The sequence below is a fragment of the Methylophilus sp. genome, assembly GCF_052173275.1.
GTDB lineage: Bacteria > Pseudomonadota > Gammaproteobacteria > Burkholderiales > Methylophilaceae > Methylophilus.
On sequence record NZ_JBQMUL010000002.1, the window covers coordinates 1395681 to 1422290 of the forward strand.

Here is a 26610-nt window from a genome sequence, read left to right on the forward strand (position 1 = left end):
GATTATCACCCAATTCATTCTATTAATCAATAGATGCATGGAAATAATTTTTGCGCGCTGGCGGGTTAGCCCCGGCGCATGCTGTCAAAAAAGTCGTTATTGGTTTTAGTGGCCTTGATTTTGTCGAGCAAGAACTCCATCGCCTCGAGGTCGTCCATCGGGTAAAGCAATTTACGCAGCACCCAGATTTTTTGCAGTACATCTTTATCCAGCAACAGTTCTTCACGGCGGGTACCGGATTTGTTGACGTTGATGGCAGGGTAGATACGTTTCTCGGCCATACGTCTATCCAGGTGGATTTCCATGTTGCCTGTACCTTTAAACTCTTCGTAAATCACATCATCCATGCGTGAGCCGGTATCTACCAGCGCGGTCGCGATAATGGTCAGTGAGCCGCCTTCTTCAACGTTACGGGCTGCACCAAAGAAACGTTTGGGTTTTTGCAGCGCATTGGCATCCACACCACCGGTCAATACCTTGCCGGAGGAAGGAATCACTGTGTTGTAAGCACGGGCCAGGCGGGTGATGGAGTCCAGCAAAATAACGACATCTTTTTTGTGTTCCACCAGGCGCTTGGCTTTTTCCAGCACCATTTCAGCCACTTGCACGTGACGCGTGGCTGGTTCATCAAAGGTAGAGGCCACTACTTCGCCGCGTACAGAGCGGGTCATTTCGGTCACTTCTTCCGGACGTTCGTCGATCAGCAATACGATCAGTACACAGTCTGGATGGTTGGCGGTAATTGCGTGCGCCACATTTTGCAGCATGACAGTTTTACCGCTCTTGGGGCTGGCAACCAACAGCGCGCGCTGACCGCGGCCGATAGGCGCGATCATATCGATCATGCGGCTGGTAATGTTTTCTTCACCGCGGATCTCACGCTCCAAGGTCAACGGTACAGTCGGGAACAAGGGTGTCAGGTTCTCGAACAGGATCTTGTGTTTGGTATTCTCTGGCGCTTCACCGTTAACGCTGTCAACTTTGACTAATGCAAAATAACGCTCGCCATCTTTAGGGGTGCGGATCTCACCCTGAATGCTGTCACCGGTATGCAGGTTAAAACGGCGGATCTGCGAAGGCGAAACGTAAATATCATCCGGACCGGCCAGGTAAGAAGTATCTGGCGAACGCAGAAAGCCGAAGCCGTCAGGCAAGACTTCTAACGTCCCATCTCCAAAAATGCTGTCGCCTTTTTTTGCTTTGTTTTTCAGGATGGCAAAAATCAGGTCCTGCTTGCGCATGCGGCTAGCATTTTCGATTTCGTTACTGGTGGCCATTTCTACCAGTTCGGTAACAGGGAGGTGTTTGAGGTCGGATAAGTGCATGAGTGACTCGCTAGATTGAGAGACGCCGGAGAGTGGGATTGAAAAACCCGGTTTCGAGGCTGTTTGAAACCGGGTAGGATGTCTTAGATATTGCTATCGATAAAGGCGCTGAGTTGGGACTTGGACAATGCGCCTACTTTGGTGGCTTCTACATTGCCGTTTTTGAACAGCATTAAAGTAGGGATGCCACGAATGCCGTATTTAGGCGGCGTATTCTGGTTATCATCGATATTCAGTTTGGCAACTTTCAGGCGGCCAGCGTATTCTTTGCTGATATCATCCAGAATAGGTGCAATCATTTTACAAGGGCCACACCACTCTGCCCAGTAATCAACCAATACGGGAACCGTCGATTGTAAAACTTCCTGTTCAAAGCTGGCATCGCTTAAATGGGTAATGTTGTCGCTCATTATTGCCTCGTAAGAATGGGTGGAGAATAAATAGAGTGGAATTAAACAGAATAATTCTGGTTATTTGGTGCTAAAAAATTGTTTGGCTTAAATTGTTTGAGTTAGTAATTTGCTGAAAATATGAAATTACTAAATGTGTTTGCGATAAGTATAGCAACACATTTCCAGCAGAATCAAGTCTTTTTCTATACATATACTATGATGGTGCCCATAGTGTGGTTTTCAAGAGCAGGCCGTTAATATCGGCTGATGGGATTTAATGAAACATAACATTTACCGGCAATGGATCATGGGCTTGCTTGGATTGCTGTGCGTGACTAGCCTGATGGCTGAATCTTCCGCTACCTTGGTCATGCAGGACATGGCAGGCAAATCCCACCAGCTGTCTCAGTACAAAGGCCGTTGGCTGGTGGTGAATTATTGGGCACCCTGGTGCCCACCCTGCCTGGAAGAAATGCCGGAACTAGTGGCATTTTATGATGAGCACCGCCAGCAAAATGTCATGGTGCTGGGTGTGGCCGTGCAGTACAAAAGCGAAAAATCCGTAAAGGATTTTGCCGAGGACATGCTGATCTCATACCCGGTTATTCTGGGGGACGCACAAAAGCAACCCTTGCCACAGCCTGAAGTATTACCGACCACTTATATATACCACCCGGATGGGCGGCTATATAAAGTAAAACGCGGCGCTGTCAGCAAACACTGGTTAGAGCAGTTGCTGAGAGACGCCGCGCTGGCGGATATCAAGGCTGTTAAGACTCGATAGTCACCGCTTCACCAGCCGGGTTAATGATGCTCAACTGGTTCTCCTTGGCAAACTGGATCAGTTGCTCAAAGCCTTCAGGGTTGACCTGCTTCAGCTTCATATCTACTGACAGGCTGCGCACATTATTCACCAGTTTTGGTTTGAGATAAGGCGAGTAGCGCAATTTTTTATCGGTACCAAAACTGGCATAAGTGCTACACATCCGGTCCACCCAATCGCTGGGGCGAAAGGGTTTTCCGGCAAGCGTGATGCCTTGAATGATGATTTCCTGGTCTTCCATTCAGTTTCCTTAAAACTTGGGTATTAAAATTTATTTGGAGTATTCAAAGACTTTTACCACTTTGCTCACGCCTTCGGTCGTTCTGGCAATCTCCACCGCATCAGTGGCTTCTTTTTCTGAGACAATGCCCATCAGGTAGACCACGCCCGCTTCGGTGACCACTTTCACGATGTTGGCCGGGAACAGGTTTTCGCTGAGGAAGCGCGCTTTCACTTTGGTAGTGATGTAAGCGTCATTGCTTCTATCACTGATAGAAGAAGTAAAGCCGACAGTAATGGCATTATGGATATCACGCACATTGGCAATCTCGCGTGTCAGTGTCTCGGCCTGTGTTTGCTGGCCCGCATTCGGCACTTCACCGGTCAGCAGCACAATGCGGTTATAGCTGGTCACATTGATATGCGAAGACTTATCCATGTACTGGGAAATACGTTTCAAGGTTTTAAGCTCGATATTTTCATCTTCTACATAAATACCCGAAGAGCGGCGATCTGCTGCCATGGCGCCGCCTGCTGCCGCACCGCCTACAATCGCGGGGAAACAGCCGCTCAGTTGTGTGCTGATCAATAACATGGCAATAACGGAGATTTTTTTGGCGTGAATTTTTTGATTCATGAGGTTCCTTGTTCTGCGATAAAACGTTCTACGATAAAAACTTGGGTCCACGAGACTGCTTGGGTTCAGGAGGCAAGTCGTGACGATGTGTAGTGTGACAGCAGGTAATAAATAAAATTCTACGCTTTTTATGTGTCGATTGCATTACGAATCCAGTTGGGCGACTCGTAACTCGCATTGTCAAACAGCACCACATCAAACCGGCACGGGCTGCTGGAGGCCAGATTCTGCAGATAATGCTGGGCAGCGCGTATGAGCTTTTGCTGTTTGTGCGAGTGGATGCTGTCGGCGGCGCTGGCGAATTTAAGGTTGCTGCGCAGCCTGACTTCTACGAACACCAGCGACTGCTGGTCGCGCATGATCAGGTCGATCTCGCCAAAGCGGCAACTATAGTTTTGTTCCAGCAGGATCAGCCCCTGCTGTTTGAGAAAACTGGCAGCCGCTGCTTCAGCCGCAATGCCTTTATTATTCAGGTTCAGTTTCATCTCTGCCAGGCTCTGGTTAACTTTCTATGGTATTTACTTCTTTAATCTTTAATTCTATATGCGCATTTGTATATTACTTAGCGAAAAGCCCTCTATGCCTTAAAATAGCGGCATGAGTGAGTTGGGTACATTATATGTGGTGGCAACACCAATCGGCAATTTGGGGGATATCACCCTGCGCGCGCTGGAAACCCTGAAACAGGTAGATGCGATTGCGGCTGAAGATACCCGGCATAGCGTAGGCTTGCTACGTCATTTTGGCATCAGCAAGCCCTTGGTCGCAGTGCATGAGCACAACGAGCAGTATTCGGCAGAAGCCTTGCTCAAACGCTTGCAGGCAGGCGAGTCGATCGCGCTGGTGACAGATGCTGGCACGCCGGCTGTGAGTGACCCCGGTGCCGTAGTGGTGCAGGCGGTGCGAGCGGCAGGGCTGAGAGTGGTGCCCATCCCCGGCGCCAGTGCCGTGATTACGGCTTTATCTGCCTCCGGTATTACGCAATCCGGTTTCTGCTTTGAAGGTTTTTTGCCAGCCAGCGGGTCGCAACGCCGCAAGCGGCTGGAAACCTTAAAAGCTGCCCCGATGACCCTGGTGTTATATGAAGCCCCGCATCGTATCGTTGAGTGTGTGCAAGACCTGCTCACCGTCTTTGGCGGTGAGCGTTTGCTGACCGTGGCGCGTGAGCTGACCAAGACTTTTGAAACCATACACACCAGCAGCTTGACCGAGACCGTAAGCTGGTTAGAGGCGGATAGCAACCAGCAGCGTGGCGAGTTCGTGCTACTGATCCATCCGGCACCCGCTGAAAAACAAGAGGGGCTGGACGAAAATACCCAGCGCATCCTCAAACGCTTGTTACAGGAACTGCCGTTGAAGCAGGCGGTTGCCCTTGCCACCGATATTACCGGCCATAAGAAAAACGAACTCTATGAAGCAGCACTGGCATTCAAGGCTGCCGTATAAACTTTTTAAGACGATAACTTACAAGATGACAACCCAACTGACAATCACCCGCCCCGATGACTGGCATTTGCATTTAAGGGATGGCGACACTTTAAAAGCCGTATTGCCTGATACCGCCAGGCAGTTCGCCCGCGCCATCGTGATGCCCAACCTGCGTCCGCCGGTCGCCACAGCCGAGGCCGCGCGTAGTTATTATGACCGCATCCGGCAGGCATTGCCGGCAGGCCTGGATTTTGAGCCGCTGATGACCTTGTACCTGACCGACAATATGGCGGCGGAAGAAATCACGCGCGCGCATCAGGATGGTGTCGTTAAAGCGGTGAAATTATATCCGGCGGGTGCCACCACAAATAGCGATTCCGGGGTCACCAGCCTGGCCAAATGTGCCGCCGTATTGGCAGAAATGGAAAAGCTGGGGTTGCCGTTATTGATTCATGGCGAAGTCACGGATGCCGAAATTGATGTGTTTGACCGCGAAAAGGTGTTTATCGAGCGCCATTTGCAGCCGCTGCTGAAGGATTTTCCTGGCCTGAAAGTAGTGTTTGAACATATCACCACGCAAGATGCTGCCGAATTTGTCGCACAAGGTTCAGCCAATCTGGCTGCGACTATCACTGCGCACCATTTGCTGATGAACCGCAATGCCATGTTTACCGGAGGCATTCGCCCGCATCACTATTGCTTGCCAGTGCTCAAGCGCGAAACGCACAGGCAGGCGCTGGTAAAAGCAGCGATTTCGGGTTCGGCTAAATTCTTCCTGGGCACCGATAGCGCACCGCATCCCAAATCCGCCAAAGAAGCCAGTTGCGGATGTGCCGGTATGTATACCGCCCATGCTGCGATTGAGTTATATGCTGAAGCCTTTGAAGCAGCCGGCGCGCTGGATAAGCTGGAAGGATTTGCCAGTTTTTATGGGCCTGATTTTTATCAGTTACCGCGCAACACTGGCAAGGTCACTTTACACAAGGAAAGCTGGTTGGTGCCGGAAAGTATCCCATTTGCAGGCGATGTGCTGGTGCCATTACGTGCCGGGCAAACCATCGCCTGGAAATTGGTATAACGCCTTAATTTTGGATCATCGGTGATGAGTCACGCAAGCTTGCGCATGTTCACTAACCCTTAAGGGTGACTGTATGCAACAGAACAGATTCGCGTTGGCGGCTTAAAGCATGTAAACAGTCAGTCGGCCCAAACTGCTAACATCTAGAGTTGCCAGTTGATTGGTGTCTGACCGCGCGAAACAAGATAGTCATTGATTTGGGAAAACTGCCGGTTACCAAAGAAGCCACGATGTGCCGAGAGCGGTGACGGGTGTACTGACTTTAAAATCAAATGTTTATTGGGGTCTATCATGGCCCCTTTCTTTTGCGCATAACTTCCCCACAATACAAACACGATTCCTTCACGCGCTGCATTCAGGGCGGCGATGGCGGCATCGGTAAACTGCTCCCAGCCACGGTTCTGATGTGAACCTGCCGTTGCCATCTGCACAGTCAGCGTCGCATTCAGTAACAGAACCCCCTGGTCTGCCCAGGGCGTTAAATCTCCGCTGCCACTCATGCGGATGCCTATATCGGCTTGTATTTCCTTAAAGATATTCATCAACGATGGCGGCAAGGCGACGCCTGTCTGCACAGAAAAGCTCAGGCCATGCGCTTGCCCGGGTCCGTGATAAGGGTCCTGCCCGATGATCACGACGCGTACCTGGTCAAATGGGGCATGGTTAAAAGCATTGAAAATCAGCGATCCGGGCGGGTAAATCGTTTTGCCTGCTGCTTTCTCCTGCTGCAAAAAAGTCTTGAGTGATAGCATGTAAGGCTTATCAAGCTCATCACCAATCTTGGCTTGCCATGAAGGATCGAGTTGGCCGGTTTTTTCTTGAGACATAATATATGGTTTGTAAAGGATTCGATTCTGAAATTATACGATGCCTTGCAGATGAGGAGTGTCGCAAGCTTGCGGCATGTTAAAATGGATATGAAGCCAACCAGACAGTCGCCGCTTGTGCAAGCAAGGGGAGGAAAGTCCGGGCTGCACAGAGCGGGATGACGGCTAACGGCCGTACGCTGAAAGCTGGTAACAGTATAAGGTGAGGAATAGGGCCACAGAGACGAGTCGGTTCGACCTGGGAGCAACTTGTTGCGAGCTTGCGTCGAAACGGGTGAAACGCGGTAACCTCCATCTGCAGCAATATCAAATAGGCTGGCATTTTACGCAAGTAATAAGGCGTGGCTCGCGCTGCCAGCGGGTAGATAGCTTGAGTGTGTGAGTAATTGCACGCCTAGAGGAATGACTGTCGTCTACGCAAGTAGTTACAGAACCCGGCTTATCGGTTGGCTTCACTTTCCTTCTGTTTTGTTTTCAGTCTGCGTTTGTTGCTTTGCGTCTGGCTGCTTTGCCAATGCGCCAGTGCGGCAATGATGGTTCTCTCGTTGTACCCGCGCACCACTTCTCCATCTATCAGCAAGACCGGCACGCCTTTTCCGGCCAGGCGCTGGTATTGGTTTCTGCCTTCTTCTGAAGTCTCTATGTTGTATTCTTTATATGTGATCTGCTTTCTCTCGAGTAATTGTCGGGTCTTTTCACAGTAGGGACACCAGTCGGTGGCATATAGCGTGACTGTGCCGTGGCCAAAATCCGGTGGTGGAAACAGGTAATAGGAAAGCGAGCGCCATTCCATGACTAATAAAATGCCTATCCCTATCAGGAAAAACTTCAATTTGTGTGACATCAGTTTGCGGATAATCCTGATTAAGTGCTGAATATTCGACCAGTTTTCATGCAAAAAATAGCAGTAAAACTAACATTTTTTAATTATTCAATATTTTCAATGAGATAGCTATTTTTATTAAACGAATTTGTTTGTTTAGTGCGCCAATATATTGATTTAAAGTAACTTGTTAAAATGGCGTAAGTCTTTGTCTTTAAAGAAATTTTTCCACCAAAGTGCTTGCCAAGCACTTTTATTTTATCTATAGTGTGCAAAAGGGTGATTTTGTGTTGAATTGTGGGAAATTTTCTCATAAACCAACGCAAAGTGTAAAAAGGACAGTCAGGTAACCATGTTTCGCGGTGCGGTACAGTTAAGTTTGGATGCAAAAGGTCGGCTCAGTGTGCCAGCCAAGCACCGTGACGCCCTGACCGCGGGTGGGCAAGGTGAGTTGGTGTTGACCGCGCATCCACACCGTTGCCTGATCCTTTACCCCCAGGCAGCCTGGGAACCCATCGAAACCAAGCTGACCAGCTTGTCCAGTTTTAACCCTCAAATCAGTGGTATTCAACGCATGATCGTCGGCCAGGCCGATGTGATGCATCTCGATTCTGCCGGCCGCTTGCTGGTGAATGCTGTGCTGCGCAAATTCGCCCACCTGGATAAAGACGTGATGATGGTCGGCCAGGGCAGTCATTTTGAGTTATGGGATGTCGCCGCCTGGGACGAGCAGCTGGAGAAGCTGATGTCCACTGATCAACTGCAGATCCCGCAAGAACTAGAGGGATTCTCACTATGATGACGGGCGCGAAGTCAGCGCCCGCGTCTTCGACGGAAACGTCTGTGTCGCCAGCCGCCAGCCACATCACGGTGTTATTGCATGAGGCTGTCGCTGCGCTCAATGTGCGGGCCGATGGTGTGTATGTCGATGGCACTTTCGGGCGCGGCGGTCATAGTCGTCTGTTACTTTCAAAGCTGGGAGCTAAAGGCCGCCTGATTGCGCTGGATCGCGATCTGGCTGCGGTTGCGCATGCGCAAACCATAGACGATGCACGGTTTAGCATTGCCCATGTCCATTTTTCCGGCATGACAGCGGTCTTGGCTGAGTTGGGCGTAGACGCGGTAGACGGTATTTTGCTCGATCTGGGCATTTCGTCGCCGCAGATTGATGAAGGCGAGCGCGGTTTCAGTTTCCGTTTTGACGGGCCACTGGATATGCGTATGGATCAGAGTCGTGGCAAAACCGCCGCAGAGTGGTTGGCGACTATTTCAGAGAAGCAATTGTGTGAGGTGATAAGGGATTATGGTGAAGAACGGTTTGCTAAGCAGGTTGCAAGGGCGATTGTTAAGGAGCGCGAAGATGGGCATGCCATCACCACTACGGGACAACTTGCCAAGATCGTGGCAGGCGCCATCCACAAGGTTGAGCCGGGCCAGAACCCTGCAACGCGCACATTTCAGGCTTTACGGATTTTCGTCAATCAAGAGCTTGAGGAACTCTCGCTAGTGTTGCCCGACTGTTTGCGCATGCTGCGACAAGGTGGCCGCCTGGCGGTGATCAGTTTTCACTCGCTGGAAGACCGCATCGTCAAGCGCTTTATCCAGTCCGAAATGGATAGGGATAACTTGCCTAGCGGCTTGCCGGTACGCGCCAAGGATTTGCCGCAGCCGCGCTTGAATGCGATTGGCAAGGCGGTCAAACCGGGTAAGGCTGAGGTCTCTGCCAATGTGCGTTCACGCAGTGCGGTGTTACGCGTGGCCGAGCGTACCAGTGTGCAGTAGTGGTGACAAATGATACGCCTGAACCTGATTTTATTTGCAGTCACCATTGCCATGGCGTTGGGTGTGGTGACCGCGCAGTACAAGGCGCGCAAGTTGTATTTTGAGCTGGATCGGCAGGAGATGCTGACCAAGCAATATATGACCGAGTATGACCAGTTGCAGATCGAGCAAAGTACCTGGGCCATGCATTCGCGCCTGGAAGAGTTTGCCACGGCGCGGTTGCATATGCACAGCCCGAGCATGCAGCAGACGCAAGTGATCGTTGTCGACCTGCCAGCGGCGCCTGTTGTTGCGCCGGTTGCGCCTTGAAGTGGTGTGAACCAGTGAACGCGCATGCTGCTTAAAGAGAGTCAACACAAGCTGGTGAAGTTACCTACCTGGCGTAGAAGAACGCTGCTGGTATTGGTGCTGCTGAGTTTTGTGCTGCTGCTGGGTCGCGGGTTTTACCTGCAAACCCTGCATAAGGATTATCTGATTAAAAAAGGCGAAGCGTTTTCGCGTCGCAAAGTGGAATTGATGCCGCACCGCGGCAAGATTTATGACCGTAACTTCAAGCCCTTGGCGATCAGCCTGCCGGTGGAGTCGTTATGGATGAACCCGACCGATGTGAATATTTCGGCGGCGCAGTTGAAACAAATGGCCAAGTTGCTGGAGATGCGGCCAAAAGAGTTGCAGCAAAAAGTGCAGCAAAAGAAAAAAGAATTTGTATATATCAAACGGAGAGTGGCGCCCGATGTGGCAAAACTGGTGATGGCGATGAAAGTGCCCGGCGTATTCAGTCAGAAGGAATACAAACGCTTCTACCCCGCGGCAGAAGTGGCGGCGCATATCGTCGGTTTCACGGGCGTAGATGATACCGGTGTAGAGGGCATGGAACTCTACCGTAACAGCGTGCTTTCCGGCACTTCCGGCAAGCGCGACTTCGTGCGTGACCGCAAAGGCCATGTGGTGGAAGACCTGGTGGCCATTAAATTGCCACACGATGGCCAGGACCTGGTGCTGAGCATAGACCGCACCGTGCAATATGTGGTGCATCGCGAACTGTCACGCGCAGTAGAAAAACACAAAGCCAAGGCCGCTGCGGCAGTGGTGCTGGACGCCAAAACCGGTGAAGTGCTGGCACTGGTGAATATCCCCACCTATAACCCGAATAATCCGGGCAATGTCGCCAGCAAGCTGCGTAACTCAGCCATCGTGAATATTTTCGAGCCAGGTTCTACCATGAAGCCGGTCACTGCGGCGGCGGCGATGGAGTTCGGGCCTTATCAGCCGGATACCAAAGTCCAGACCGCGCCCGGTTATTTGCGTGTAGGTACTGCCACCATACACGACGCGCACCCTAACCAGATGTTGAGCGTGTCGCAGATCATCCAGAAATCTTCCAACGTCGGCTCAGCCAAAATGGCGCTGGAACTCAACCGTGAACAATTGTGGAATACCTATATCCAGCTCGGTTTTGGCTCGCCGACAAAAATCGGTTTCCCGGGTGAAGCTTCCGGCAAGGTACGCGATTACAAAACCTGGCGTCCTATCGAGCAGGCCACCATGTCCTATGGTCACGGCATTAGCGTGACTTTATTACAACTGGCCCGTGCCTATACCGTATTCGCCAACGAAGGCGAATTGTTGCCTGTGACGCTGACCAAATTGCCTGAGCCGCCAGTAGGCCGCCAGGTATTTTCTGCCAAGGTCGCCAATGCGGTGAAAGACATGCTGGAACTGGTCGTGCAGCCGGGTGGTACCGCCCTGAAAGCGCAAGTCACTGGTTACCGCGTCGGCGGCAAAACCGGCACCGCGCACAAACTTGGCCCACATGGTTATGAGCATGACAAATATGTCGGTTCGTTTGTCGGCATGGTGCCTGCGTCCAATCCGCGTCTGATCATGGCGGTGATGATAGATGAGCCCAACAATGGCGAATATTACGGCGGCAGCGTCGCAGCCCCGGTATTTAGCGCGGTGATGAATGATGTCTTGCGCATGCTGGCTATTCCGCAAGATGGCAATGCCGTACCGTTGGCAACGCCGGCAGAAGCGAATGCTGTACCGGAGGCGATGTGAGTAAATACATTATTCCAGCGCCGGTACATGGCATCACCGCAGATAGCCGCCAGGTGGAAAAGCATGGCTTGTTCCTGGCTTATCCGGGCCAGCATGGCGATGGCCGTGAATATATCCCTGATGCCATTGGCAAAGGCGCCAATACAGTGATCTGGGATAGTCTGGGATTCGACTGGAACCCGGATTGGACGGTACACAATATCGCCATCCCTGACCTGAAATTCCAGGTCGGCCATATTGCCAGCCAGTTCTATAAAGACCCTTCAGAGCAGTTGTGGTGCGTGGGCGTCACCGGCACTAACGGCAAAACCACCGTCACCCATTGGCTGGCGCAGGCTTACCGTTTTCTGCAGCAGAAATCAGCAGTGGTCGGCACCCTGGGCAATGGCACGCTGGATGATTTGCAGCCTACCCAGAACACCACGCCGGGCCCGGTGGAAGTACAGAAGATCCTTGCCAATTTTGTGCTGGAAAACGTACAGATGGTCGCCATGGAAGTCTCTTCGCATGGCCTGGACCAGGGGCGTGTGAATGGCGTGTCGTTTGACGTGGCAGTGTTCACCAACATGACACGCGACCACCTCGATTATCACGTGACGATGGAATCCTACCAGCAAGCCAAGCAAAAGCTGTTTGACTGGCAAACCTTGACCGCAGCCGTGATCAATGCGGATGATGCCTTTGGCGTCACGTTGATTGACCACTTGCGTCAACAAGGTAAGCAGGTGCTGAGTTACGGCATGCACGAGGCCGATGTATGTGCCACGGCAGTGACCATGCATGCCACCGGCTTTGAGATACAGGTGCGTACACCGCAAGGCAATGGCACCGTGCAGTTGCATGCACTCGGCCAGTTCAATGTGTATAACGTATTGGCGGTGCTGGCCAGTTTGCTCGTCAACGGCATCGCTTTGCCCGCCGCTTTGCAAGCGGTATCCGGGCTGGTGCCAGTCGCGGGCCGCATGCAGATGTTTGGTGGCGGTGATCTGCCATTGGTGGTGGTCGATTATGCACACACGCCAGATGCGCTGGAAAAAGCACTGGATACCCTGCGGATACAGGCGCGTGGCAAACTAAGCTGCGTATTTGGCTGCGGCGGTGACCGCGATACCGGCAAACGCAGCGAAATGGGCCGTATTGCCGGTGCGCTGGCCGATCACGTGATTGTGACCAACGATAATCCGCGTAGCGAAAACCCGTACGCGATTATTGCCGCGATCTCTGAAGGCCTGACCCGCGAATTCACCATGGAAACCGACCGTGCCAAAGCGATCGCGCTGGCTGTGTCGCGCGCCAACAAGGGCGATGTCGTGCTGGTCGCAGGCAAAGGCCATGAGGATTACCAGGAAGTTCAAGGCATCCGCTATCCGTTCAGCGATGCCGAGTGGGTACTCAACGCGCTGAAAAAGAGGGCGCAAGCATGATGTCCTTACACACTATCGCAGAAGTGTTGCGCGGAACCTTGACTGGTACTGATGTGATGGTCACATCGGTAGATACCGATAGCCGTCGCGCGCAACCAGGCCAGTTATTTGTCGCCCTGCCAGGTGACAAGTTTGACGGCCATGACTTTTTGCCACAAGTCACTGCCCTGGGCGCCTCTGCAGCACTAGTGTCACACGTCGTGACCACAGAATTACCTACGGTAGCTGTTGCAGATACACGTTTGGCGATGGGGCAACTAGCCGCTTACTGGCGCCAGCATCTGGGCACCTCTTTAATTGCGGTGACTGGCAGCAACGGTAAAACCACTACCAAGGAAATGATCGCCGCGATCATGCAGTGGCATGTGGGCGGGGCTGACAAGGTGCTGGCGACTGCCGGTAACTTTAATAACGATATCGGCATGCCATTGACCTTGCTGCGCCTGCGTCCGTTCCACAGAACTGCTGTGATCGAGATGGGCATGAATCATCTGGGTGAGATTGATTACCTGACCAGGATTGCGCGGCCGAATGTGGCTGTCATCAACAATGCCGGCACTGCCCATATTGGTGAGTTGGGCTCGCGTGAAAACATTGCCAAAGCCAAAGGTGAGATTTTCGCCGGACTGGCCGATGACGGTATTGCGGTGATTAATGCCGACAGCGAGTTTTACAGCTACTGGCGCGGCCTGAATACCTCACGCCGCGTGCTGACGTTTGGCTTGCGCGCTGAGGCGGATGTCCGCGCTGAGGTGTTAGTCAATGATGCCTTCAAACTGCATTATCAGCAGTCTACGGTCACGCTGACACTGGCCGTGCCAGGCGTACATAACATGATGAATGCACTGGCTGCGGCGGCTGCCAGCCTGGCCGCAGGCGCCAGCCTGGATGAAGTTGCGCAGGGTCTGCAAGGCTTTGGCGGCGTGAAAGGTCGTTTGCAACAGAAAACGGCTGCCAATGGCGCCAAAGTGATTGATGACACTTATAACGCCAATCCGGATTCAATGAAAGCAGCGCTGGATGTGTTGCGCAACTACAGTCAACGCACGGTATTTGTCATGGGTGATATGGGCGAGCTCGGCGATGATGCGGAGGCCATGCATGCCGAGGTCGGCCGCTATGCCAAAGACCATGGCGTGGATGCCATGTATGCACTTGGTAACCACAGCAAAGCCGCCGTCAACGCCTTTGGCAGCCAGGCCCAGCATTTTGACGCGATAGAAAACTTAATTGCCGCATTACAGGCAAATACATCCGCAGAAGACATCGTACTGGTGAAAGGCTCGCGTTTCATGCAAATGGAACGGGTAGTCAATGCGCTGGTGGAAACACAAGCCGCCGAACTGGTGGGGAAATAGGGAAGCTTATGTTATTGGAATTGGCAAAGTGGCTGTCGTCAGATGTACGTGGTTTCCATGTATTTGATTACATCACGCTGCGTGCAGTGCTGGCGACGCTCACCGCACTGGCGATTTCGTTCCTGGTCGGGCCAGCCATGATACGCAAGCTGACAGAATACAAAGTCGGCCAGGCCGTGCGTGATGACGGCCCACAGACGCATCTGGTGAAAGCCGGTACCCCGACCATGGGTGGCGCACTGATCCTGGTGGCGATTGCGATCTCTACCCTGCTATGGGGCAATTTGCATAACCGTTTTATCTGGGTAGTGCTGATCACCACACTGGGTTTTGGCGCGGTAGGCTGGGTCGATGATTACCGTAAAGTGGTTTATAAAAACCCGAAAGGCCTGGCCGCTAAAGAAAAATACTTCTGGCAAAGTCTGATCGGTTTCGGCGTGGCGGTGTTTTTATATGCCACCTCTACCACACCGGTTGAAACCACACTCATCGTGCCATTTTTTAAACATCTGGTACTACCGCTAGGCGCAGTTGGTTTCATTGTGCTGACTTACCTGGTGATCGTGGGTAGCAGCAATGCCGTGAACCTGACTGACGGCCTGGATGGCCTGGCGATTTTGCCTACGGTGATGGTGGCTGCGGCACTGGCACTGTTTTCTTATGTGGCCGGGCATATCGTGTTCGCGAAATACCTGGGCATCCCTTACGTTGAGGGTGCCAGTGAACTGATGGTGTTCTGTGCTGCCATGGCAGGCGCAGGCCTCGGCTTTCTGTGGTTTAACGCCTATCCGGCCGAAGTATTTATGGGCGATGTCGGTGCGCTGGCGCTGGGGGCTGCGCTAGGCGTAGTGGCCGTCATCGTGCGCCAGGAGATCGTGCTGTTCATTATGGGCGGTGTGTTCGTGGTCGAGACTTTCTCGGTGGCCGCACAGGTGCTGTATTTCAAATACACCAAGAAAATGACAGGCACCGGCAAACGTATCTTCCTGATGGCGCCTCTGCATCACCACTATGAGCAAAAGGGCTGGAAAGAGACACAAGTAGTGGTCCGTTTCTGGATCATCACCATGATGCTGGTACTGGTGGGTTTATCCACTTTGAAACTGAGATAACCCCTGTAGATATAAAAAATTCATTCAAACGTGAGCCATGAAAAAACAATTTGAACAACAGCGAGTAGGCGTAATAGGACTGGGTGACACCGGGTTCTCCGCTTTGCGCTGGCTGCGTCAAATGGGCGCCGAAGTGGTGATGTTTGACTCACGCCTGCATCCGCCAGGCCAGGATAGACTGCACGAAGAATTCCCGACCGTGGAATGTCACCTGGGGCCATTCAATGCTGCACTTCTGGCCAGCATGGATACCATCGTCACCAGCCCCGGCGTTTCGCTGAAAGAGCCGGTGTTGCAGCAACTGCTGGCACAGGGAAAAAGCGTGATCGGCGATATCGAATTGTTTGCCCGTTTCCGTGCGCCGTATGCCAAAGTGATTGCGATCACTGGTTCTAATGGCAAAACCACGGTGACCACCCTGGTGGGTGAAATCTGCAAACAGGCCGGGCTGAATACCATAGTAGCGGGCAATATCGGTGTGCCGGTGCTGGATACCCTGCAGATGACGGCGCCGGATGTCTACGTGCTTGAACTGTCCAGTTTTCAACTCGAAGCCACCCATCATCTGGTGGTGGATGCGGCCACGGTACTGAATCTATCTGAAGATCATATGGATAGATATTCAGGCATGGAAGATTATGCGCAATCCAAAGCCCGTATTTATCAGCATGCCCGTATCGCCATCGTGAACCGCGATGACCCTGCCAGCGCTGTATTGGCAGGCCAGTTACCGCAGGTGTCGTTTGGTGTAAACCCCGCGCCTAGCATTAACGATTACGGGCTGAATGACCTCGGCTGGCTATGCGCCGGGCACCGTCACTATATCGAAGCCGACAGCTTGCATATCCGTGGCAAACACAATATTGCCAATGCGCTGGCAGCTATTGCATTAACCCAGGCCATTGGCGTAGACAAGGTATCTATCCTGCATACCGTGCAGTCTTTCGCAGGATTGCCACACCGTGTGGAATGGGTCGCCAATATTGAAGAAGTCGATTTTTATGACGACTCAAAAGGCACTAACGTGGGCGCGACCACGGCTGCCATCAGCGGCATGCTCAAACAGGGCAAACCGCAGAAAGTGGTACTGATCGCCGGTGGTGATGGCAAAGGCCAGGATTTCAACCCCTTGCGAGAGGCTGTGATCAGGCATGCCAGGGCCGTGGTGCTTATCGGACGTGATGGGCCAAAGATCCAGCAGGTGTTGCAAAACATTCAGGTGCCAGTCGTCGATGCGGTGGATTTGACCGCCGCCGTGCATATCGCAAAAACGCTGGCCGAAGCCGGCGATGCGGTGTTGCTGTCACCAGCGTGCGCCAGTTTCGATATGTTCAGGAACTACGAGCACCGCGCGCAGGTATTCGTTGAAGCCGTCAAAGCCATGGAGGCCGCATGCTTGGTCCGCTGATGATGACGCGCGAGCGCTACAACTCCCCCAGCTACGATATGTCGCTGCTGTGGGTGGTGCTGTCATTGCTGGCGTTCGGCATGGTCATGGTCTATTCGGCATCGATCGCCTATGCCGATGCGAGCAAAATGTTCGGCCATAAAAGTACTTATTTCCTGATGCGCCAGGCCTTGTATATCGTGGTCGGGCTGGTGGCTGCTGTCATCGTGTTCCAGGTGCCTATGGCCTGGTGGCAAAAAATGTCGCCCTACCTGTTTGTGTTCGGTATTGTGTTGCTGGTGCTGGTGTTGATCCCCGGCATAGGCAAAGTAGTCAACGGTAGCCGCCGCTGGATCTCGTTGCTGGTCATGAATCTGCAACCGTCTGAACTGATGAAACTGTTTATTGCCATGTATGCCTCTGATTACGCAGTGCGCAAAGCCAGCAGCATGCATAGTTTCACTAAAGGCTTTTTGCCTATGCTGGGCGTGATGGTATTTGTCGGCGTATTGCTGCTGCGTGAGCCGGATTTCGGCGCCTTTGCCGTGACTGCTTCGATTGCCTTCTCCATCATGTGGTTGGGTGGCGTGCATATCAAGATATTCCTGGCCATGCTCGCGGCGTTACCGTTGGCAGTGGTCGGGCTGGTAGTGATGGAACCCTATCGCCTTGAGCGCATGAAAGGCTTCCTGAATCCATTTGATGACCCGTTTGATACTGGCTACCAGTTGTCACACGCCTTAATCGCCTTTGGCCGCGGTGAATTCTGGGGCGTAGGCCTGGGCGGCAGTGTAGAAAAACTGCTGTACCTGCCGGAAGCACACACTGACTTCCTGCTGGCAGTGGTGGCTGAAGAATTAGGTTATGTCGGCGTCATGGTGGTTGTGCTGCTATTTGCCTGGCTGGTGATACGCGCTTTCAGTATCGCCAAGGAAGCCGTGGCCAACGAACGTTATTACGCCGCGTTACTGGCGCAAGGCATTGGTGTCTGGATCGGTGTGCAGGGCTTTATCAATATGGGCGTCAACATGGGTTTGCTGCCAACCAAAGGGCTGACCTTGCCCCTGTTGTCTTATGGCGGCAGTGGTATTTTGGCCAATTGCATCGCCATGGCGGTGTTGCTGCGTATTGATTTTGAAAATAGACGGCTGCAAAAAGGGTTACAGACATGAGCCGTCAGTACACATTGATGGTGATGGCTGGCGGTACGGGTGGACATGTCTACCCGGCTATTGCCGTGGCAGATGCCCTACATACGCAAGGCTGGAAAATCGTCTGGCTGGCCACCGAAGGTGGCATGGAAAATCGCCTGATTGCCGATAAGCCTTATGACAAAGCCATGATGACCATGCAGGGCGTGCGCGGCAAAGGCCTGCTGGGCTGGCTGACATTGCCGGTGAAACTGGTGCGGGCATTTGCCCAGGCCAGGCAGGCTATTAAACAGCACCAGCCGGATGTGGTATTAGGGATGGGCGGTTTTGCTGCTTTCCCGGGGGGCGTGATGGCTAAGCTGGCAGGCCTGCCACTGGTGATCCATGAGCAGAATTCTGTGGCCGGATTGACCAATAAATCACTGGCAAAAATTGCCAACCGTGTGTTGACGGGTTTCCCGCAAGCGCTGGGTAGCAAAGGCGAGATGGTCGGTAATCCGGTACGCGATGCGATTACGACTTTACCGGTGCCGGAAGCGCGTTTTGCCGAGCATCATGGTGTGTTGCGTGTGCTGGTCGTAGGCGGCAGTCTGGGCGCTGCGGCATTGAATACATTATTGCCGCAGGCGTTCGCACAACTGCCAGCCAATGAACGGCCACAGGTCATCCACCAGGCAGGCGAGAAACATATTGATGCACTTAAACAGGCTTATGCCGAGGCAGGTGTGGCGGCTGATTGCCGTGCCTTTATCCATGACATGGCAGACGTCTATGCCTGGGCAGACCTGGTGATTTGCCGAGCCGGAGCGCTGACAGTGGCCGAACTGGCGAATGTAGGCGCGGCCAGTATCCTGGTGCCGTTCCCGTTTGCGGTCGATGACCATCAGACCACCAATGCGGCTTATCTGCAACAGGCGGGGGCCGCGCTGCTGATCCAGCAACGCGACCTGGATGTAGTGCAATTGGCAAATACATTAAAAACGCTGGACCGCATCACTTGCCTGGCGATGGCGCAAAAGGCGCGTGCCCTGGCCAGACCGAATGCGACACGCCGGGTGGCGGAAATCTGCCAACAGCTGGCAGCAAATAAAGATATGAAACAAAGTGCGCTATGAAACATAAAGTCAAAAAAATTCATTTTGTCGGCATAGGCGGTTCAGGCATGAGCGGCATTGCCGAGGTGTTGCTGAATCTGGGCTTTGAAATCAGCGGGTCTGACTTGGCCAGCAATGTGACCACCAAGCGCCTGCAAGGCTTTGGCGCCACCGTGTATCAAGGTCATGCGACTGAGCATCTGGGTGATGCCGATGTAGTGGTGGTGTCCAGTGCCATTAATGAAGAAAATCCAGAAATCATTGCCGCCCGCGCGCGCAAGGTGGCGGTGATTCCGCGTGCCCTGATGCTGGCTGAGTTGATGCGCTTTAAACAAGGTATTGCTGTGGCGGGTACACATGGCAAAACCACCACCACCAGCCTGATCGCCAGCATTCTGGCCGAAGCGGATATGGACCCGACTTTTGTGATTGGCGGCAAGCTGGAAGCGGCCAGTGCCAACGCACGTCTGGGGACGGGTGAGTGGATAGTCGTCGAAGCCGATGAATCAGATGCTTCTTTCCTGCACCTGAACCCGGTGCTGGCCGTGGTCACCAATATTGACCAGGACCACATGGACACTTACGAGCATAGCTTCGATAAGTTAAAGACGGCTTTTGTTGAGTTTTTACAGCAGATTCCGTTCTGGGGCATGGCGGTGATGTGCATAGATGACGCCAACGTGCGTGAGATCCTGCCGCGCGTGACGCGTCCGGTGACAACGTACGGTACGCATGAAGAAGCCAGTATCCGCGCCGAGAATATCGTCGCCGATGGCGGGAAGATGCATTTCACGCTGATACGCAAGAACGGCACCACAGTGCGCAATGAAGTGACACTGAATCTTCCGGGCCATCACTATGTATTGAATGCACTGGCTGCAATCGCGATTGCGACTGAGCTGAGTGTGCCAGACGCAGCCATCCTGAAAGCGCTGGCCGAGTTCAGGGGCGTAGGCCGACGGTTTGAGCGTTATGGCGAGATCCCTGTCACGGGCGGGCATGCGACATTGGTGGATGATTATGGCCATCACCCGGTTGAAATGCAGGCAGTGATTGCCGCAGCGCGTGGCGCCTTCCCTGGGCGTCGTCTGGTGCTGGCTTTCCAGCCGCATCGTTACACCCGCACGCGTGACTGCTTTGAAGACTTTGTGAAAGTGCTCTCCACCGTGGATGCCTTGTTGCTGACCGAAGTTTACGCGGCAGGCGAGCCGCCGATTGTGGCGGCGGATACCCGCAGCCTGATTCGCGCCGTGCGCGTGAATGGCAAAGTGGAACCGCGTTTTGTAGAAACTTCAGAAGAGTTGCCGCAGGCGATTCTGGAAAGCCTGTTGCCGGATGATGTGATTGTCGTCATGGGCGCAGGCAATATCGGTAGCGTGGCTGCAAAAACACGGGAGCTGGCAGTGCTATGAACGCGTCTGCATTACAAGTGCTGAAACATGAGCCGCTGACCCGCTACACCAGCTGGCGCGTAGGTGGCGAGGCTGATCAACTGGTGCTGGCGGACAACGTCGAACAGTTGCAGCAGTTTCTGCAGCAACTGCCAGCCAGTGAGCCGCTGACGTTTATCGGCCTGGGCAGCAACCTGCTGGTGCGCGATGGTGGCGTGCGTGGCACCGTGGTAGTTATGCATCAGGCCTTGCAACAGCTGGAGATGCAAGGCGAGCGCGTGTATGCCGATGCCGGTGTCACCTGCGCCAAACTGGCCCGCTTTGCAGCCAGCCATGACCGCGCCGGTGCCGAGTTTATGGCGGGCATCCCCGGCACGGTGGGTGGCGCACTGGCGATGAACGCCGGTTGCTATGGTGGTGAAACCTGGCAATGGGTAGACCAGGTGAAAACCATACACCGCAGTGGCGTGGTGCAAGTACGCGACCGGGCAGAGTACCAGCCTGTATACCGGCATGTGACACACCCGGTGGCGGATGAATGGTTCCTGGGTGGCTGGTTTGCCGTGCCACAAGGCGATGGCAAAGCCTCTGCCGAAAAGATTAAGCAGTTGCTGGCCAAGCGTCTGGCGAGTCAGCCGCTGAATATGCCTAGTGCTGGTTCTACCTTCCGCAACCCGGAAGGTGATTTTGCGGCGCGGTTGATCGAGGCTTCAGGTTTGAAAGGCACCACCATAGGTGGCGCGCAGGTTTCAGAAAAGCATGCCAATTTTATTGTGAATCTGGGTCATGCGAGTGCAGCTGATATTGAGGCACTGATTGCGCGCGTGAAAACCACCGTGCATGAAAAACAGGGCGTGGAATTGATACAAGAAGTGAAAGTCATTGGGGAAAGCGTTTAGAAGTATGAGTGCGACACAGCAAGATTTTGGCAAGGTGGCCGTGTTATTCGGTGGTCGTTCAGGTGAACGTGAGGTGTCGCTCAAGAGCGGCTCCGCGGTGCTGGCTGCTCTGCTACGCCAGGGCGTCGATGCGCATGCATTTGACCCGGCCACACAGGAACTCTCAGCCTTGAAAGCCTACGACCGTGCCTTTATCGCCTTGCATGGCCGTTATGGTGAAGACGGCACCATCCAGGGTGCTTTGGAGTTGATGGATATCCCATACACCGGTAGCGGTGTGATGGCCTCTGCCCTGGGCATGGATAAATGGCGTACCAAGTTGTTATGGACGGCTGCAGGTGTGGTGACGCCTGATTATGTGTTGATGGATGACAGCACATCTGTCGCCACAGTGGTTGAGAAACTTGGTTTGCCGCTGTTTGTAAAACCGGCCAATGAAGGGTCCAGCATAGGCGTCAGCAAGGTCAAGCAAGCCAATGAACTGGCTTCAGCTTATGCGCTGGCCAAAGTGTCAGACCCGCTGGTGATCGCCGAACAATTTGTTGGCGGTGGCGAATACACGGTTGGCATTCTGGGCGATACCGCGCTGCCTGTGATACGCATTGTGCCAAAAAACGAATATTACGATTACGAAGCCAAGTACCTGCGTGACGATACCGAATACCGCTGCCCAAGTGGCTTGTCTGCCGCGCAGGAACAACAGATCCAGGCCGAGGCTTTACAGGCATTCAAGGTGCTGGGTTGCAGCGGCTGGGGCCGGGTGGACTTTTTGATGGATGAATCTGGCAAGTATTACTTTCTGGAAGTGAACACCAGCCCGGGCATGACGGACCATAGCCTGGTGCCTATGGCTGCGAAGGCCGCCGGGCTGGATTTCGATGCGCTGGTCGTGCGTATTTTGCAACAGACATTGAAGGCTTAAGGCAATAGACGATGTGGAATAGACCAACATTGCTGAACTGGACCGCCAACCTGCTGTTTTCACTGGCAGTGGTGTTGCTGTTGTACGCCTTGTTGTTTGTCGTGCTGCATTTGCCTATCTTCCCGGTCAAGCATGTACAGGTAGAAGGCAATCTGGATCATGTGAATCATGAACAGATCCAGTTGATCGTAAGCAAGTATTTAAAAGGTAATTTTTATACGCTGGATTTACAGCGCACCCGCACGGCCTTTGAGAAACTGCCGTGGGCGCGCAAGGTCAGTGTCCGTCGCCAGTGGCCGGATACCATAGTGGTACAGATTGAAGAACACCAGGCATTAGGCCGCTGGGGCGGCGTGGCTTTGGTCAACCGGCATGGCGAATTGTTCCAGGCGGCTTCTGATGCGCAATTGCCAGTGTTTTATGGGCCGGGCGATGCGGTGAAAGAACTCGCGCAAGGCTATGCCAGTTTTGCACAGACGTTGTCGGTGACATCGCTGCAGATCCAGCAGCTGAGCCTGTCTTCACGGCGTGCGTGGGAGATCAGGACCACCGATAAGCGGCAAATGATGCTGGGCCGCGAAGCCGCCAAGCAACGATTACAGCAGTTTGTGGCCGCTTATAGCCAGCAGCCAGCCATCGCTGAGAGTGATTGGCGCTATGCAGATTTACGTTATCCCAATGGTTTTGCATTACGTATGCCACGTAATGGCGCTTAAGGGATAGCCAGAAGCAAGGAAAAAACATGAGTAGAGCTAGAGAAGATAAAAATTTAATCGTCGGTCTGGATATCGGGACATCCAAGATCGTGGCGATCGCGGCTGAAATATTGCCGGAAGGCACATTGAAAGTGATTGGTGTTGGCCAGCATGCATCACGTGGTTTGAAAAAAGGCGTGGTGGTGAATATTGATTCCACCATGCAGGCCATACAGCGCGCAATTGAAGAAGTCGAGCTGATGGCGGATTGCAAGATCAATACCGTGTATTCAGGCATTGCCGGTAGCCATATTAAAAGCCTGAATTCGCATGGCATGGTGAAAATCAAAGAAAGCGAAGTCTCGCAAAGTGATATAGACCGCGTGGTAGATACCGCACGTGCGATCGCTTTACCGGCCGACCAGCAGATCCTGCATATCCTGACCCAGGAATTTATTATCGATGGCCAGGAAGATGTGCGCGAGCCATTGGGTATGAGCGGTATCCGCCTTGAAGTGCGTGTGCATATTGTGACTGGCGCGATTGCAGCGGCACAGAATATCGTCAAGTGCATCAAGCGTTGTGGCCTGGAAGTCAGTGACCTGATTTTGCAGCCGTTGGCTTCCAGTGAATCGGTACTCACCGAAGATGAAAAAGAGCTTGGCGTTTGCCTGGTGGATATCGGTGGTGGTACCACGGATATCGCGGTGTTCAAAAATGGTGCGATTCGTCATACCGCAGTGATCCCTATCGCCGGTGACCAGATCACCAATGATATCGCGGTGGCTTTGCGTACACCGACCCAGTCGGCCGAAGAAATCAAGGTCAAGCACGGCTGTGCCCTGCGTCAACTGGCAGACCCGCGTGAAGTGGTGGAAGTACAGGCAGTGGATGGCCGCGAGCCGCGCCAGTTGTCTTGCCAGGCATTGACCGAGGTGATCGAAGATCGCGTCGAAGAGATTTACGAGTTCGTGCAACAGGAGTTACGCCGCAGCGGCATGGAATCGATGATTGCTTCCGGCATCGTGATTACCGGTGGCGCTGCGCAAATGCGCGGCATGGTCGAGTTGGGCGAAGAGATTTTCCATACGCCGGTGCGCCTGGGTGTGCCGCGTTATGTGGAAGGTTTGTCGGAAGTGGTCGGTAATCCGCGCTATGCCACCGGCATAGGCTTGTTATTGATGGCTAAACAGCAGGTAGAAAAACAAATGGTAGGTAATTTGCAGTCGGGCTCGGTTGGCCGGTTGTTTGAGAGAATGAAGAGTTGGTTTACAGGTAATTTTTAATTTTTTTAGGGCGAGTGTGCGGGGCAAACCAATCACTCAATAATAGGCAATGGAGGGTTAGTATGATTGAAATTTTTGATAAAGAGAATGAAGGTGCTGTCATCAAGGTAATTGGTGTCGGTGGTTGCGGTGGTAACGCCGTTGAACACATGATGACCAAGATGGTGCCAGGCGTAGAATTTATTTGCGCCAACACCGATATGCAGGCATTAAAGAAAAGTAATGCCAAAGTCGTACTGCAAATCGGTGCCGATATCACCAAGGGCCTGGGTGCTGGCGCCAAGCCGGAAATCGGCCGTGAAGCTGCACTGGAAGACCGTGACAGTATCGCGGAAACCATTGATGGTGCAGATATGCTGTTTATCACTGCAGGCATGGGTGGCGGTACCGGTACCGGCGCTGCACCTATCATTGCGGAAGTCGCACGTGAGATGGGTATCCTGACCGTGGCCGTCGTGACCAAGCCATTCGCCTTTGAAGGCAAGCGCGCCAAAGTCGCACAAGAAGGTCTGGAAGAACTTTCACAGTACGTGGACTCTCTGATCGTTATCCCTAACGAAAAACTGATGGATGTACTGGGTGAAGATGTGACCGTGGTTGAAGCTTATCGCGCGGCTAATGATGTATTGCAGAATGCGGTTTCTGGCATTGCTGAAATCATCAATTGCCCTGGTACGGTCAACGTCGACTTTGCCGATGTACGCACCGTGATGTCTGAAATGGGCATGGCGATGATGGGTTCTGCTGAAGCCACCGGACCTAACCGTGCACGTATCGCGGCCGAACAAGCCGTTGCCAGCCCATTGCTGGAAGACGTGAACCTGGCCAATGCCCGTGGCGTACTGGTAAATATTACCGCCAGTACCAGCTTCAAAATGCGTGAATACTATGATGTGATGAACACCATCAAAGAGTTCACTGCAGAAGATGCGACCGTGATCATCGGTAATGTGATTGACGAAGACATGGGCGACAACCTGCGTGTGACCATGGTTGCCACCGGCTTGAACGGCTCCATCGGCAAGCGTCAGGCCAAGCCTGAATTGAAAGTCATGACCACGACTACATTGCGTGACGGTACCACTAACCAGCCTATCTTCCAGAACGTAGTTGAAGAAGATGAGCCGGCCGTGTTTACCAGCAATAGCCGTCGTGCCCAGGTTGAAGCCATGAAGAATTCAGGGATTGAAGAATATGATATCCCGGCTTTCTTGCGTAAGCAGGCTGATTAACCTGCAGGCAGTGATTGCTTGTCGGCTTGGAAGTGGGATTGGCTTATAATAGTCGTCAGACACTGATAAAAGAGAAAACCATGTTAAAGCAACGCACGCTTAAACAACAGATTAGCGCGACCGGGGTTGGGCTGCACAGCGGTGAAAAAGTCACGCTGACGCTCAAACCTGCGCCTGCTGATCATGGAGTAGTGTTCAAGCGCATCGATTTGCCCGATACGCCTGCCATGCGGGTCACCCCGACGGCAGTGAACGATACTCGCCTGAGCTCCGCCCTAGAGTTTTCAGGTGCGCGCGTTGCTACTGTGGAGCATTTGATGTCTGCCCTCGCCGGTCTGGGGGTAGATAATGTAATGATAGAGTTAACGGCAGCCGAAGTGCCCATCATGGATGGCAGCTCGGGGCCGTTTATCTATTTATTGCAAACGGCCGGATTAGCCGAGCTGGAAGCGCCTAAGAAATTTGTGCGCATCCTGAAGCCGGTAGAAGTGCAAGAAGGCGATAAATGGGCAAAATTTACGCCGCACCATGGCTTTAAAGCCGAATTTACCATCGATTTCGCACATCCCGTGTTCGAGTTCTCCGGTAAAACCGTGACCATAGATTACGATAGTCAGAGTTACGTTGACGAAATTAGTCGCGCACGTACCTTTGGTTTTATGCACGAAGTGGAATACCTGCGCGCCAACGGCCTGGCCAAAGGCGGCAGCCTGGATAACGCCATTGTGCTCGACGAATATAAAGTGCTCAATGGCGGCGGTCTGCGCTATGAGGATGAGTTTGCCAAGCACAAAGTGCTGGATGCGATTGGCGATTTATATATTCTCGGTTACCCCATCGTCGGCCAGTTTTCGGCATTCAAATCCGGGCATGCCCTGAACAACCAGTTGCTGCGCGCCTTGCTCAAGGACGACAGCGCCTGGGAATACTGCACTTTTGATGATAGCCAGGCACCGGTAGGCTTTGTACGACAACGCGACTACTTTAGTCCGGCGCCATTTTTGCCTGCAGCTTAAAGGTAAACCAAGATTATGTGGTGGATACGGATATTATTTGCGGTGCTGGTGCTGAGTACCCTGGTGCTGGCCCTGCTAGGCTGGCAAACCGGTAATGCGCGCTATTGGCAATGGCTTAAAAAAGTATGGAAGAGCGGCTTCGTCGTCTTGCTGCTCTTGTTACTGTTTTTCTTTCTGAGTCGCCTGGCCAGAATTTGATTGTTACCCTCTGAATCCACGTGATGCGTCGGGTGCACTGTGAAGTGCAC

Annotated in this window: 27 protein-coding genes, 1 other RNA gene and 1 pseudogene; 22 read left to right on the forward strand and 7 right to left on the reverse strand. The window is 53.0% G+C overall.

The annotated features are described in order from the left end of the window. Positions 1-65: 65 nt before the first annotated feature. Positions 66-1325 carry a transcription termination factor Rho gene (gene rho / locus ACTS9Y_RS08140; RefSeq protein WP_379034478.1) on the reverse strand — a complete coding sequence of 420 codons (1260 nt, stop codon included), beginning with the start codon at positions 1323-1325 and terminating at the stop codon, positions 66-68. 83 nt (positions 1326-1408) lie between these two features. Then, positions 1409-1735 (reverse strand): thioredoxin TrxA, encoded by a 327-nt coding sequence (gene trxA, locus ACTS9Y_RS08145; RefSeq protein WP_019883507.1) that lies wholly within the window; start codon positions 1733-1735, stop codon positions 1409-1411. Between the two features lie 259 nt (positions 1736-1994). Between trxA and ACTS9Y_RS08150 the strand changes: the two genes are divergently transcribed. Continuing rightward, a complete protein-coding gene (locus tag ACTS9Y_RS08150) occupies positions 1995-2501 on the forward strand; it encodes a TlpA disulfide reductase family protein (protein WP_442585448.1) in 507 nt (168 codons plus the stop codon). On the opposite strand, the gene ACTS9Y_RS08155 is transcribed toward ACTS9Y_RS08150, so the two are convergent. From ACTS9Y_RS08155 to ACTS9Y_RS08165, 3 genes are all read right to left on the reverse strand, one after another. After that, on the reverse strand, positions 2488-2781 hold the full coding sequence (locus tag ACTS9Y_RS08155; RefSeq protein ID WP_379034482.1) for a DUF3579 domain-containing protein: 294 nt from the start codon (positions 2779-2781) through the stop codon (positions 2488-2490). The two genes, ACTS9Y_RS08150 and ACTS9Y_RS08155, sit on opposite strands and share 14 nt — an antisense overlap. Before the next feature lie 30 nt (positions 2782-2811). After that, positions 2812-3396: a BON domain-containing protein gene (locus ACTS9Y_RS08160; protein ID WP_442585449.1), complete on the reverse strand. Its 585-nt coding sequence runs from the start codon at positions 3394-3396 to the stop codon at positions 2812-2814. A 128-nt stretch (positions 3397-3524) separates the two neighbouring features. After that, positions 3525-3881 (reverse strand): YraN family protein, encoded by a 357-nt coding sequence (locus ACTS9Y_RS08165; protein WP_442585450.1) that lies wholly within the window; start codon positions 3879-3881, stop codon positions 3525-3527. Between the two features lie 112 nt (positions 3882-3993). On the opposite strand from ACTS9Y_RS08165, the gene rsmI reads away from it, so the two are divergent. Both rsmI and pyrC read left to right on the forward strand, forming a co-directional pair. Continuing rightward, the gene (gene rsmI, locus ACTS9Y_RS08170) at positions 3994-4842 is read left to right on the forward strand and encodes a 16S rRNA (cytidine(1402)-2'-O)-methyltransferase (protein WP_442585451.1); all 849 of its coding nucleotides are present in this window, start codon (positions 3994-3996) and stop codon (positions 4840-4842) included. Positions 4843-4867: 25 nt separating this feature from the next. After that, complete coding sequence (gene pyrC / locus ACTS9Y_RS08175) at positions 4868-5902, forward strand: dihydroorotase (protein WP_442585452.1); 1035 nt, start codon at positions 4868-4870, stop codon at positions 5900-5902. A gap of 143 nt (positions 5903-6045) precedes the next feature. On the opposite strand, the gene ung is transcribed toward pyrC, so the two are convergent. Beyond that, the gene (gene ung / locus ACTS9Y_RS08180; RefSeq protein WP_442585453.1) at positions 6046-6729 is read right to left on the reverse strand and encodes a uracil-DNA glycosylase; all 684 of its coding nucleotides are present in this window, start codon (positions 6727-6729) and stop codon (positions 6046-6048) included. 92 nt (positions 6730-6821) lie between these two features. Here ung and rnpB point away from each other — a divergent pair. Next, positions 6822-7187: RNase P RNA component class A (gene rnpB, locus ACTS9Y_RS08185), an RNA gene on the forward strand. Positions 7188-7294: 107 nt separating this feature from the next. Here rnpB and ACTS9Y_RS08190 read toward each other — a convergent pair. Next, positions 7295-7573: pseudogene (locus tag ACTS9Y_RS08190) on the reverse strand (glutaredoxin family protein); the annotation flags it as partial. A 331-nt stretch (positions 7574-7904) separates the two neighbouring features. Here ACTS9Y_RS08190 and mraZ point away from each other — a divergent pair. The 18 genes from mraZ (at position 7905) to ACTS9Y_RS08280 (ending at position 26560) form a co-directional block, all read left to right on the forward strand. Then, positions 7905-8351, forward strand: coding sequence for a division/cell wall cluster transcriptional repressor MraZ (mraZ, locus tag ACTS9Y_RS08195; RefSeq protein WP_379058004.1), 447 nt, complete (start codon positions 7905-7907; stop codon positions 8349-8351). Continuing rightward, entirely contained in the window at positions 8348-9334 is a 987-nt protein-coding gene (rsmH, locus tag ACTS9Y_RS08200) for a 16S rRNA (cytosine(1402)-N(4))-methyltransferase RsmH (protein ID WP_442585454.1), read from the forward strand. The genes mraZ and rsmH overlap by 4 nt, the downstream gene beginning before the upstream one ends. Positions 9335-9343: 9 nt before the next feature. Further along, a complete protein-coding gene (ftsL, locus tag ACTS9Y_RS08205; protein WP_442585455.1) occupies positions 9344-9643 on the forward strand; it encodes a cell division protein FtsL in 300 nt (99 codons plus the stop codon). A gap of 24 nt (positions 9644-9667) precedes the next feature. After that, complete coding sequence (locus ACTS9Y_RS08210) at positions 9668-11395, forward strand: peptidoglycan D,D-transpeptidase FtsI family protein (RefSeq protein ID WP_442585456.1); 1728 nt, start codon at positions 9668-9670, stop codon at positions 11393-11395. Continuing rightward, the gene (locus ACTS9Y_RS08215) at positions 11392-12819 is read left to right on the forward strand and encodes a UDP-N-acetylmuramoyl-L-alanyl-D-glutamate--2,6-diaminopimelate ligase (RefSeq protein WP_442585457.1); all 1428 of its coding nucleotides are present in this window, start codon (positions 11392-11394) and stop codon (positions 12817-12819) included. The genes ACTS9Y_RS08210 and ACTS9Y_RS08215 overlap by 4 nt, the downstream gene beginning before the upstream one ends. Then, complete coding sequence (locus ACTS9Y_RS08220; protein WP_442585458.1) at positions 12816-14177, forward strand: UDP-N-acetylmuramoyl-tripeptide--D-alanyl-D-alanine ligase; 1362 nt, start codon at positions 12816-12818, stop codon at positions 14175-14177. The genes ACTS9Y_RS08215 and ACTS9Y_RS08220 overlap by 4 nt, the downstream gene beginning before the upstream one ends. Positions 14178-14185: 8 nt before the next feature. Further along, positions 14186-15289: a phospho-N-acetylmuramoyl-pentapeptide-transferase gene (mraY, locus tag ACTS9Y_RS08225; RefSeq protein ID WP_442585459.1), complete on the forward strand. Its 1104-nt coding sequence runs from the start codon at positions 14186-14188 to the stop codon at positions 15287-15289. 37 nt (positions 15290-15326) lie between these two features. Further along, the gene (gene murD / locus ACTS9Y_RS08230) at positions 15327-16697 is read left to right on the forward strand and encodes a UDP-N-acetylmuramoyl-L-alanine--D-glutamate ligase (protein WP_442585460.1); all 1371 of its coding nucleotides are present in this window, start codon (positions 15327-15329) and stop codon (positions 16695-16697) included. Then, the gene (ftsW, locus tag ACTS9Y_RS08235) at positions 16682-17848 is read left to right on the forward strand and encodes a putative lipid II flippase FtsW (protein ID WP_442585461.1); all 1167 of its coding nucleotides are present in this window, start codon (positions 16682-16684) and stop codon (positions 17846-17848) included. The genes murD and ftsW overlap by 16 nt, the downstream gene beginning before the upstream one ends. Beyond that, positions 17845-18942 (forward strand): undecaprenyldiphospho-muramoylpentapeptide beta-N-acetylglucosaminyltransferase, encoded by a 1098-nt coding sequence (gene murG, locus ACTS9Y_RS08240; RefSeq protein WP_442585462.1) that lies wholly within the window; start codon positions 17845-17847, stop codon positions 18940-18942. The genes ftsW and murG overlap by 4 nt, the downstream gene beginning before the upstream one ends. Next, the gene (gene murC / locus ACTS9Y_RS08245) at positions 18939-20333 is read left to right on the forward strand and encodes a UDP-N-acetylmuramate--L-alanine ligase (protein ID WP_442585463.1); all 1395 of its coding nucleotides are present in this window, start codon (positions 18939-18941) and stop codon (positions 20331-20333) included. Before murG ends, murC begins: the two co-directional genes overlap by 4 nt. Continuing rightward, on the forward strand, positions 20330-21211 hold the full coding sequence (gene murB, locus ACTS9Y_RS08250; RefSeq protein WP_442585464.1) for a UDP-N-acetylmuramate dehydrogenase: 882 nt from the start codon (positions 20330-20332) through the stop codon (positions 21209-21211). The genes murC and murB overlap by 4 nt, the downstream gene beginning before the upstream one ends. 4 nt (positions 21212-21215) lie before the next feature. After that, complete coding sequence (locus tag ACTS9Y_RS08255; protein ID WP_442585465.1) at positions 21216-22133, forward strand: D-alanine--D-alanine ligase; 918 nt, start codon at positions 21216-21218, stop codon at positions 22131-22133. 11 nt (positions 22134-22144) lie between these two features. Next, positions 22145-22849, forward strand: coding sequence for a cell division protein FtsQ/DivIB (locus tag ACTS9Y_RS08260; protein ID WP_442585466.1), 705 nt, complete (start codon positions 22145-22147; stop codon positions 22847-22849). Between the two features lie 26 nt (positions 22850-22875). Beyond that, the gene (ftsA, locus tag ACTS9Y_RS08265; protein ID WP_442585467.1) at positions 22876-24114 is read left to right on the forward strand and encodes a cell division protein FtsA; all 1239 of its coding nucleotides are present in this window, start codon (positions 22876-22878) and stop codon (positions 24112-24114) included. Positions 24115-24176: 62 nt separating this feature from the next. Continuing rightward, complete coding sequence (gene ftsZ, locus ACTS9Y_RS08270; protein WP_442585468.1) at positions 24177-25346, forward strand: cell division protein FtsZ; 1170 nt, start codon at positions 24177-24179, stop codon at positions 25344-25346. An 80-nt stretch (positions 25347-25426) separates the two neighbouring features. After that, a complete protein-coding gene (gene lpxC / locus ACTS9Y_RS08275) occupies positions 25427-26362 on the forward strand; it encodes a UDP-3-O-acyl-N-acetylglucosamine deacetylase (RefSeq protein WP_442585469.1) in 936 nt (311 codons plus the stop codon). 15 nt (positions 26363-26377) lie between these two features. After that, entirely contained in the window at positions 26378-26560 is a 183-nt protein-coding gene (locus tag ACTS9Y_RS08280; protein ID WP_442585470.1) for a hypothetical protein, read from the forward strand. Positions 26561-26610: the final 50 nt, after the last annotated feature.

What these genes read in the sequence shown, in the direction of transcription:
- rho (WP_379034478.1), bottom strand. Translation starts at nt 1,325, where the DNA reads ATGCACTTATCCGACCTCAAACACCTCCCTGTTACCGAACTGGTAGAA.
- trxA (WP_019883507.1), bottom strand. Translation starts at nt 1,735, where the DNA reads ATGAGCGACAACATTACCCATTTAAGCGATGCCAGCTTTGAACAGGAA.
- ACTS9Y_RS08150 (WP_442585448.1), top strand. Translation starts at nt 1,995, where the DNA reads ATGAAACATAACATTTACCGGCAATGGATCATGGGCTTGCTTGGATTG.
- ACTS9Y_RS08155 (WP_379034482.1), bottom strand. Translation starts at nt 2,781, where the DNA reads ATGGAAGACCAGGAAATCATCATTCAAGGCATCACGCTTGCCGGAAAA.
- ACTS9Y_RS08160 (WP_442585449.1), bottom strand. Translation starts at nt 3,396, where the DNA reads ATGAATCAAAAAATTCACGCCAAAAAAATCTCCGTTATTGCCATGTTA.
- ACTS9Y_RS08165 (WP_442585450.1), bottom strand. Translation starts at nt 3,881, where the DNA reads ATGAAACTGAACCTGAATAATAAAGGCATTGCGGCTGAAGCAGCGGCT.
- rsmI (WP_442585451.1), top strand. Translation starts at nt 3,994, where the DNA reads ATGAGTGAGTTGGGTACATTATATGTGGTGGCAACACCAATCGGCAAT.
- pyrC (WP_442585452.1), top strand. Translation starts at nt 4,868, where the DNA reads ATGACAACCCAACTGACAATCACCCGCCCCGATGACTGGCATTTGCAT.
- ung (WP_442585453.1), bottom strand. Translation starts at nt 6,729, where the DNA reads ATGTCTCAAGAAAAAACCGGCCAACTCGATCCTTCATGGCAAGCCAAG.
- mraZ (WP_379058004.1), top strand. Translation starts at nt 7,905, where the DNA reads ATGTTTCGCGGTGCGGTACAGTTAAGTTTGGATGCAAAAGGTCGGCTC.
- rsmH (WP_442585454.1), top strand. Translation starts at nt 8,348, where the DNA reads ATGATGACGGGCGCGAAGTCAGCGCCCGCGTCTTCGACGGAAACGTCT.
- ftsL (WP_442585455.1), top strand. Translation starts at nt 9,344, where the DNA reads ATGATACGCCTGAACCTGATTTTATTTGCAGTCACCATTGCCATGGCG.
- ACTS9Y_RS08210 (WP_442585456.1), top strand. Translation starts at nt 9,668, where the DNA reads ATGCTGCTTAAAGAGAGTCAACACAAGCTGGTGAAGTTACCTACCTGG.
- ACTS9Y_RS08220 (WP_442585458.1), top strand. Translation starts at nt 12,816, where the DNA reads ATGATGTCCTTACACACTATCGCAGAAGTGTTGCGCGGAACCTTGACT.
- mraY (WP_442585459.1), top strand. Translation starts at nt 14,186, where the DNA reads ATGTTATTGGAATTGGCAAAGTGGCTGTCGTCAGATGTACGTGGTTTC.
- murD (WP_442585460.1), top strand. Translation starts at nt 15,327, where the DNA reads ATGAAAAAACAATTTGAACAACAGCGAGTAGGCGTAATAGGACTGGGT.
- ftsW (WP_442585461.1), top strand. Translation starts at nt 16,682, where the DNA reads ATGCTTGGTCCGCTGATGATGACGCGCGAGCGCTACAACTCCCCCAGC.
- murG (WP_442585462.1), top strand. Translation starts at nt 17,845, where the DNA reads ATGAGCCGTCAGTACACATTGATGGTGATGGCTGGCGGTACGGGTGGA.
- murC (WP_442585463.1), top strand. Translation starts at nt 18,939, where the DNA reads ATGAAACATAAAGTCAAAAAAATTCATTTTGTCGGCATAGGCGGTTCA.
- murB (WP_442585464.1), top strand. Translation starts at nt 20,330, where the DNA reads ATGAACGCGTCTGCATTACAAGTGCTGAAACATGAGCCGCTGACCCGC.
- ACTS9Y_RS08255 (WP_442585465.1), top strand. Translation starts at nt 21,216, where the DNA reads ATGAGTGCGACACAGCAAGATTTTGGCAAGGTGGCCGTGTTATTCGGT.
- ACTS9Y_RS08260 (WP_442585466.1), top strand. Translation starts at nt 22,145, where the DNA reads ATGTGGAATAGACCAACATTGCTGAACTGGACCGCCAACCTGCTGTTT.
- ftsA (WP_442585467.1), top strand. Translation starts at nt 22,876, where the DNA reads ATGAGTAGAGCTAGAGAAGATAAAAATTTAATCGTCGGTCTGGATATC.
- ftsZ (WP_442585468.1), top strand. Translation starts at nt 24,177, where the DNA reads ATGATTGAAATTTTTGATAAAGAGAATGAAGGTGCTGTCATCAAGGTA.
- lpxC (WP_442585469.1), top strand. Translation starts at nt 25,427, where the DNA reads ATGTTAAAGCAACGCACGCTTAAACAACAGATTAGCGCGACCGGGGTT.
- ACTS9Y_RS08280 (WP_442585470.1), top strand. Translation starts at nt 26,378, where the DNA reads ATGTGGTGGATACGGATATTATTTGCGGTGCTGGTGCTGAGTACCCTG.